This window comes from uncultured Shewanella sp. (assembly GCF_947495455.1).
GTDB lineage: Bacteria > Pseudomonadota > Gammaproteobacteria > Enterobacterales > Shewanellaceae > Shewanella.
In genome coordinates this window covers 1-7847 of sequence record NZ_CANLZC010000162.1, presented here as the reverse complement: position 1 = coordinate 7847, position 7847 = coordinate 1, and the positions used below count along the sequence as shown (strand labels likewise).

Genomic DNA, 7847 nt, shown 5'->3' with positions numbered 1-7847 from the left:
CCCCTTAGCATTGGGTAGCATTCCCCTTCATTATAGTGTAGTGAATATTGATAAATTTAACGGATTATAAGCATTAACTGTACCACTACACCTTAGATTTTCAGAATAACTAACACACTTGGAGTAGATATGAGAGCCAGCTGCTGTAGGCTGAAGCTCTCACACAAACAACCCAGTGTCACATAATGAAACAACATAAGCAGCTGACTTTAAAAGAACGATATCAAATAGAAGCATTATTGGAAAATAAATTAACCGCCAGAGCGATTGCACTCAAACTTAATCGTTCAAACAAAACCATTTTTACCGAAATGAGTCGCTGTGATAAAGGTCGTTATCATGCCGAACAAGCGCATCATGACGCATTGAATAAACGTCATAATGCAACCAAATTTACTAAAATAAACAAGTAAATCATTGAAAATATTGATACTTGTCTCACTCGTGGTTTGTCACCAGAGCAAATCGCTGGGCGAGCGGCGCTAGAAAAGCTTGAACACCAAGTCAGTATGCATACAATTTATCGACTCATTCGAGCAAAAGGTTGGTGCAGTAGGCTGCCACGATACGGTAAACGGTATCGTCAGCGTCAAGGGAGTGAAGCAGGCGCGAAATTAATCCCTAATCGCGTAGATATTGATGAACGTCCAAAAGAGGTCGATTTAAAACAAGATGTTGGTCATTGGGAAGCCGATACAGTCCATGGCAAGGATGGTTATTTTGTTACACTTGTGGAGCGCAAAACGACTAAAGTGTGAAACTTATTTTGCTAAGCTATATCATTCCTGGCAGCGTGGTTTGAATGAAAATAGCAATGGATTATTAAGGCGTTATTTTCCAAAAGGGACGAATATTTATAATATGAATGAGGCGTATTTAGCCGATATCAATTTATTACTTAATATGCGGCCAAGGAAAACACTTGGCTATTTAACTCCGTTAGAAGTTTTGGCGGGCGAGCGTGTGTCGATTATGTCGAGGATCTAGGCACTACCAGTTAACTTCAAAACACTTACTCAATGTATTCTTGCCAATTTCAGAAAAATTTAAAAAACCTAAATTACTCTCATCATGATAAGACACGTATAACCTCACCGAAACAATGTAAGATATTTTTTTTAAAAAAATATTTTTACATATTATACTCTTAATGATGTCAATGTTCTTTTCACTATAGTTATCAAGTGATATTTGAATTTTAATCACAGCCTTTTGTATTGCGTTCTTACCTGTTATATGCGAATAATCTAAAATACTGTCTGTGCCTAAATGGGTCATATACATTTTATTATGAAGAACATCATTTTCATTTTCAATATAAAATATACTATTAAAATCAGATAGTTGAATTTTTAGGGAAGTACATAAAATCGATATAGAATTTAACACTGTCTCATGTAGGCCATAGAGGTTATTATCATATAAAAACTGATTTAAGTAATGACTTTTACAACTAAAGCTAATGCCATAAAAATAGTGGTGCATAAATTTAGAGCAAGATTTTAACGTAATATCGAGTACCCTATATTGATTATTTCTTTCAGCATTATAATAAATATGAATAACATCATGAAAGATATTAATTTTAAATAAATTGACATGAATATGAACCTGATTTTCAGCAATGATAATATCATTAATGAGTGTATTCTCAGGGATGATAGAAAAAATAGGTTCAAAATTCACATTTTCACTTTCTATATCATAGTCTTCAATGACTCTGAGTAGTTGATTCATATTGATACTGATATTACTTTCTTTTATTAATGTCAAAAACGCTGATAATGAAGAATATTTATCCATATCATTAAGCCTATTACAGCATAAATAAATTTTACAGAGCCACACTTGAATATTATAGCTATTCTTTATACAAAAATATTTTATTTCAAATAAAATGTCAGTGCCCGAGTATAAAGTGATTTATTTTATCGCGCTAAGGGTTTTCAATAACAGTATCATGAATGACTGTTAAAAGGCTTAGTTGTGATGTATTTAACCGCTTACTCTCCTGAATTTAATTTCATTGAATACAGAGGAGAAAGATCGAGTATGAAGGGTTATATTGCTATGATTTTATAACTTTTTATGCGCTCAAAGAGAGTTTAAAAAATGACGGACAAGTATTCATTAAAATATACGAGAACGTTTAGTTAAGTATATAGCAACTCTAATTGTTGGCCGATGGTGAAAAGAGTAACTAAAATTAATTATTACCTCCACTATTCATTAATATGAGAAGGTGAACATGCCCATTTTTGGACTAGCAAAAGGTGCGCTTAAATTAGCCACTTTAGCCCCCAATACACAAGAATCACTTGAAGTGGCAGACTGTATTGTAGGTGCTGGTGCTGTGGGGATTGGTGGTTATCTTGCCTATCAGTCCTTTAAAAGTAGTGCCAATGTTGATAAGGAAAAACAATACATCGCGCCGGTTGATGTCGTTGTGGTTGTCACCAAAGAAGAAGAAGTGCTGAAATATGTTCATTATTTTGGTCAAAAACAAAATTTTTTAAAAAAAATGGCCACAACAGGTTATGTTAAGAGCGCATTTGAAGTTGCTGTCAAATTTGGTGAGTCAGTGTCAAAGGAAAGTTTTGAGAAATTATCAGAGGCAAGCTATTACCAACAATTAAAAATGTATTATAAGTACCGTAGTAACGATGAATATGCTTATACTACTGATATTTTGAGTCCAAAAGCACTGAAGAATATATTAACATTTAATTATGATACGATAGAAAGCAGTAGTATGCGTTTAATTGCGAAAGTACTGGAAAACCTCTTTCTTGAATATGTTGCATTTTATGAATACCTCGCGGAAGGTAAAGCTAAAAAAGTAGACAGTGGTGATTATGATAAATGCTATTATGACAAAAACAAACGGTTATGGATTTTTTATGATGAGGAACTTTGGAAAATAGGATTAATTACCACTCATTTAGTCAAGGTATTAACTGGTTCTGCAATCAACTGCCGTAATCATAATGTCATGACTGCCGGCAGTTTCGGGAAAAATGAAATCATCCCTATCACATTATATCATTGTTATTTTCTTTTAGAATTCATTAGTCAAAATTATGACAAAATGATTGATGACACCAAGCTTCAGAAAAGAAAAGATGCACTCAAAACGAGGACAGACGCCGCGTTTGAGAAACTCCTAAGTGTTAAGGATGGATCAGCTCAAACCCAGTATTTAAGAAAAATGGTGGATAAGGTACAAATTGAGCAGAATAATGTAAAAATATATGACTCCGAATTAACCAACTTGGAAAACATTAAAGCATTACAACTCATCAATAAATACCTAGCAGCAAGAAGGAATGAAAACAAATCGATCGCGTCTCGTTTTTTTGACCCTTATGGAGATGATGCAAATGTCAATAGTTTCACTGAGGAGTTTAAGGAGGCAAAAAAGAATATTCGAGAGTCCTATGATGCACACCAAAAATCACTGAAAGCGATTCAAGAGATGAAAGATATGGCCAGCCAGGCTGATGTGTTTGTTGATCGTAAATCCATCAGTAATTTATTTGGTGCATTGAGCTCAAATCGCCAAAGAATTGTTGATGATTACTATCAACTGTATGATTTTCAAGGTCACTTGAAAATGCTCAGGAACTGTATCATAGCTGCAAATAATTTTGCCAGAAATTCCTTACAATCAGAGCAAATTGGGATCAGCCTCAATGATGAGTCTCTTGAGTATTTACTTAAAAACATACCTTTTTTACTATCAAAAATTATCTTTCCGACCTACCCGGCTATTGATCGTAGTGTTTTTATTACCACACAAAGAAGCGCATACTTTCAGAAAATGTTTTCAGCTTCATTTGAATATTTACTAAAAGATAAACAGAATATCAGTGAAGACACAATGGATACATTCTCGAATAAATGTAAGAAGATAAAAGAGACAAAAATAAATATTAAGCTCTCGAGCAACAAGGTCGTGTTCTCTCTTGACGGGGCGGATAAAGAAAGGCTTAAGGTTATCGACGATCTTTCCATTGATGTTGAAAACAATAAGGTCATTAATGCCACATGTGAGGTTGGCAACTTACTGAGCAAGTTACACAAAGCACCTGAGAATAATGATGATAATCTATTTTCTCTATTAGTTAAGCTTATACGCAACAACACCATTTTAATGGAGGCCACTATTGGATTTTTAAGAGAAATAGAAGCCACCACACTAGCGTTAGACCCAAAAGTAGAGTCTAACGATGTAAAAAATTATCGACAGATTTACAACTCTGGGCTGATAACATTCGTTAACCGATTCATTTTTGATATTAATGAACAAAAAATTGACGAACAAAAAAACATCAATCAGGCCATGTTTTCGTTATCTTATCCCGAGCAACTCCCTTTTATAGAGCACATGTTTCGAACGAGATTGGGGGTCTCTGAGAATCTAGCTAGATTTGGTCGTTATCATGTCATGGTGCATTGGCAGCTTGCACACTCAATGTTATTTTTCTCAACACATGATACTTATAAAACGAGTCTATCTAAACGCAAGCCCGTAGAAGCAAATAACACTATCATAGAGAGACTCGGCGGAACTCTGGAGAAAAGAAAGCAAGACAATGCTATTGCATTACTTAATCCGGGGAATAATGTGGTTCTACAGGCAATGTTAGATGAAATCCTTACTTTACATAATGATGAAGAAGATGAGCGGTTTCTCATTTCACTGAGTGTGGCCTTTATCATGAAAGATTATGATGTCTTACTTGAGCTTTATTTAGTGCAACAAAGCTTACGTCAATTATCCGGTGTATACGGAGAAAGCTTTACCCTCAGCACGTCTTTTAAAAAGGAGTATGACAAGTACGAGGATATATTGTCTAAGACTCGTGAGGCGTTTAAACAAAATGCACTCTCTCTTGCCAAATCCATTGAGTTTTGGAAACAAGAATTAAAAAATGCGAAAAAACAACAAAAAGCACATACAAATAGTTACCAGGCTTCACGAGACTTACTCAAACTTTCTATCAAACTCGATATGTATCACAACCTGGTTGAGGGAGTTAAAAACCAGCTTCCTAATGCGGGGACAACGTTTAAAAAACAGGAGTTAGTTAATGCAAGCCTAAAAGGCATCTTTGATAAAGAGAATGCCTTTGATATGTATGCGCCACAACTGGAAGGCAGTCATGATCTCATCGAATATTACGATGAAGATAGCGTGAAAACACAAGCTGCTATGACGGCGGTACAATTTCAAACTTTTTTTGAAGCCATGACACCTTACCTTGGCAATACCATTAATATATTAGAATCAATTAGAATAAATAAAGATGGTACACCTAATGCCATTTCTTTAATGATTGAAGACTCTGTAACCAAAAGACTCGAGCCCACAACAACAACCACGCTAGGGCAGGGAGGCTCTCCCTTTAAGTACAAGAATACTGCCACTGTCAGTACTGCCGGAAAACTAGATACTGATGAAGATAGAATGGAAGATATAAAAAAACGGGCTAACGATTTAAGGCTCTCTCCCTCAGTAGTCAATTTTGTCAGTTTAGCCAATCCTACTATAGGCAGTGTTTTTACCAATAAATTGTCTTTTGAGGAGCTGCTTCCCCATTTTATTGAAAAAAAAACGATCATAGAACTTAAAAAATCACTCAATCAATTAATGCAACTATTGTTAAAAAAAGCGAACGGTTTCGACGATAAAGGTCTTAATAAATATCTGACCCAGACACTACAAGAGAACGTCGAAGTTGAAGGCTTGACCCCTGAAACCAATAATAACGGAGAATTAACCAAAGCAGGACGCGAGTTTCTTAAGAATCGTAAGAATAGTGGGATTATCACGAAGAAAGAATATGAATATTGCCTGTTAACTTGTCAGCCGGAATCAAAATTTTCCATTAGTCGTTACATAGCCTATATCATTGAAATCGCTAAAAAGTACCAAGAGTATGGTAAATCTATTGCAAAGGTACCTGACAATCAGGCAAGGCAGGAAAGTGAGGCACAAAAGCAAGAGAGGGCAAGGCTGGCCAAAAAGGCTGTAGACACCATATTAGGCAGTAGTGCGCCTGAAGCGATTTTTATTGCGCTCAACCAAATCATTAATCAACTCTTTGATATATATGCTAACTCAGCTATTGGCTTGCACTATACTCTTGAGCAAGGAAATAACATCGCTTTACCTTCTAAAAGCCAATCACAAGCAAAAGATAAGGCATTAAAGTGGTGCACACATATTTTCAATCGCTTAGACATCAAAATAAATGTCACTGATGATAACAAGCCTAAGTATATCTCTGGGAATTCTTCTTTATCGGTATATAAACCAGAGAAACTGCTTCCGCCAGAAACATTATTTGGTAACGTACTCACTGGTACTAGCAGTACACAAGAAGAACTAGTTGATAAAATGTTCCATGGTGAAATAATAGGGCAAGTCAAAAAATTACTTCAAACAACACAAGAGTTATATCTTAAGGAAATTAATTTCTTATCTGTTTTAAAAGTAGAATATACTGTTTCATCTGAATCAGTCATCACGACTTCAAAGTTCAAATATACAGGTCAATACACGAGACGGGTGCCGCTTGTTTTTGATTATCAAGAGAATGTTATTAACAATCTAACACAAAAAGATTATCCCAAGTTATATAAGCTGTCGGGGTATTTATCCATGGAAGACGAAGTCAATGCACCAGAAGACAGTATGCTTAGAGTTAACAGAAAATATCGTTTAGTTACGGGGAAAGCCAGGATTGACCTTGATTACCCTGCCATGAAATTTAGAAGTTTTGGTGGAATAAGAACAAGATATCTTGAGAGATATCTAACGTATACACGAGGCGATAATCGACAAGATATTGACAGAGCACATAAAAAGTATGAAAAGGAAGAAGATGCATCAGAAAACAGCACTCCGACCGATATACTGAGTACATTAAAGGAGGAGGAGAGAAAGTTGGTGATTACTTGGCATATCGATAACCTCTATAAGCTTGGCAGAGAGCAATTTATATTGCTAAGCGCTTTTCAAAAGCTTGAAAAGCCAAATAATTTTAATCGTTATATTGAACAATATAAACAAGGGGGAAGATCTGCACTTTACCTCACAACGGAGCACCTATCATTAGTAACCAAACAGGAAAGTAGAAACGTCAATAAAGCAGAGTGTTACGATAATCCAACCTTTGTAGAAAATGAAGGAAATGGAGGAAATGACGCGCCACCGCCCGCTTATAATCCAAATGCAGGTGAAGTAGATAATAATGATTTATGATTGGATCATCACCTCTTAATGTATCAACGCATCAAGAGTGTTGAGCGAAGCCAACATCAAAAGAGCGGCAGCCTCGATGTTTCCTTTTGAATATTTTTAGCCTATCCCTGTTCATTTCAATAGATTTTATTTACTTTTCTTGCTCAAGAATTTGAAATTTTTCTTCGCTTCTTGGTGTTGCTTTAGCACTATAGTAACCTGAATTCGGGATAAGCTACGCCGTTTAATAGCACTATTTCTGCCCCTATCTGTGTTGTGCTTTCTACTAATAGCCCGCTATTAGAGTCGAAATCTCGCCTTGATATCGACAAAAACCGCACTATTAAACCCAATTTCATTCAATTTTTTGATATTAAATGGGTTAGCTAATATTTTTGACACTCATTACCTCGAGTTCAGGTTAGTTATTTTTAACTCGTTTATCTAACCACTCATCCTCGGTTTGATATTCATGGCTTCTGCTGCTTCTTTTACTGAGTAGTCTTGTATGGATAATAACACCACCTAATACCAATTCTATTATATAGATGATCAATTCAGAGCTTCTCAGGCTTTTCAATTCAAGGCGCATTTATGC

5 protein-coding genes are annotated in these 7847 nt (G+C 35.5%); 4 read left to right on the top strand and 1 reads right to left on the bottom strand.

All coding sequences use genetic code 11. The features are described 5' to 3' along the window. Positions 1-185: 185 nt before the first annotated feature. Genes Q0791_RS23790 through Q0791_RS23780 form a run of 3 tightly spaced genes read left to right on the top strand, consistent with a single transcriptional unit; the run spans position 186 to position 987 of the window. Positions 186-413, top strand: a complete 228-nt coding sequence (locus Q0791_RS23790; RefSeq protein WP_299011750.1) for a helix-turn-helix domain-containing protein — start codon at positions 186-188, stop codon at positions 411-413. A 36-nt stretch (positions 414-449) separates the two neighbouring features. Beyond that, on the top strand, positions 450-758 hold the full coding sequence (locus Q0791_RS23785) for an IS30 family transposase (RefSeq protein WP_299011749.1): 309 nt from the start codon (positions 450-452) through the stop codon (positions 756-758). Positions 759-798: 40 nt separating this feature from the next. Then, positions 799-987: a hypothetical protein gene (locus tag Q0791_RS23780; RefSeq protein ID WP_299011748.1), complete on the top strand. Its 189-nt coding sequence runs from the start codon at positions 799-801 to the stop codon at positions 985-987. Positions 988-990: 3 nt separating this feature from the next. On the opposite strand, the gene iglJ is transcribed toward Q0791_RS23780, so the two are convergent. Then, positions 991-1803, bottom strand: coding sequence for a type VI secretion system baseplate protein IglJ (iglJ, locus tag Q0791_RS23775; RefSeq protein WP_299011747.1), 813 nt, complete (start codon positions 1801-1803; stop codon positions 991-993). A gap of 445 nt (positions 1804-2248) precedes the next feature. Here iglJ and Q0791_RS23770 point away from each other — a divergent pair, with 445 nt between their 5' ends. Beyond that, positions 2249-7270, top strand: a complete 5022-nt coding sequence (locus Q0791_RS23770) for a hypothetical protein (protein WP_299011746.1) — start codon at positions 2249-2251, stop codon at positions 7268-7270. The last annotated feature ends 577 nt before the right edge of the window (positions 7271-7847 follow it).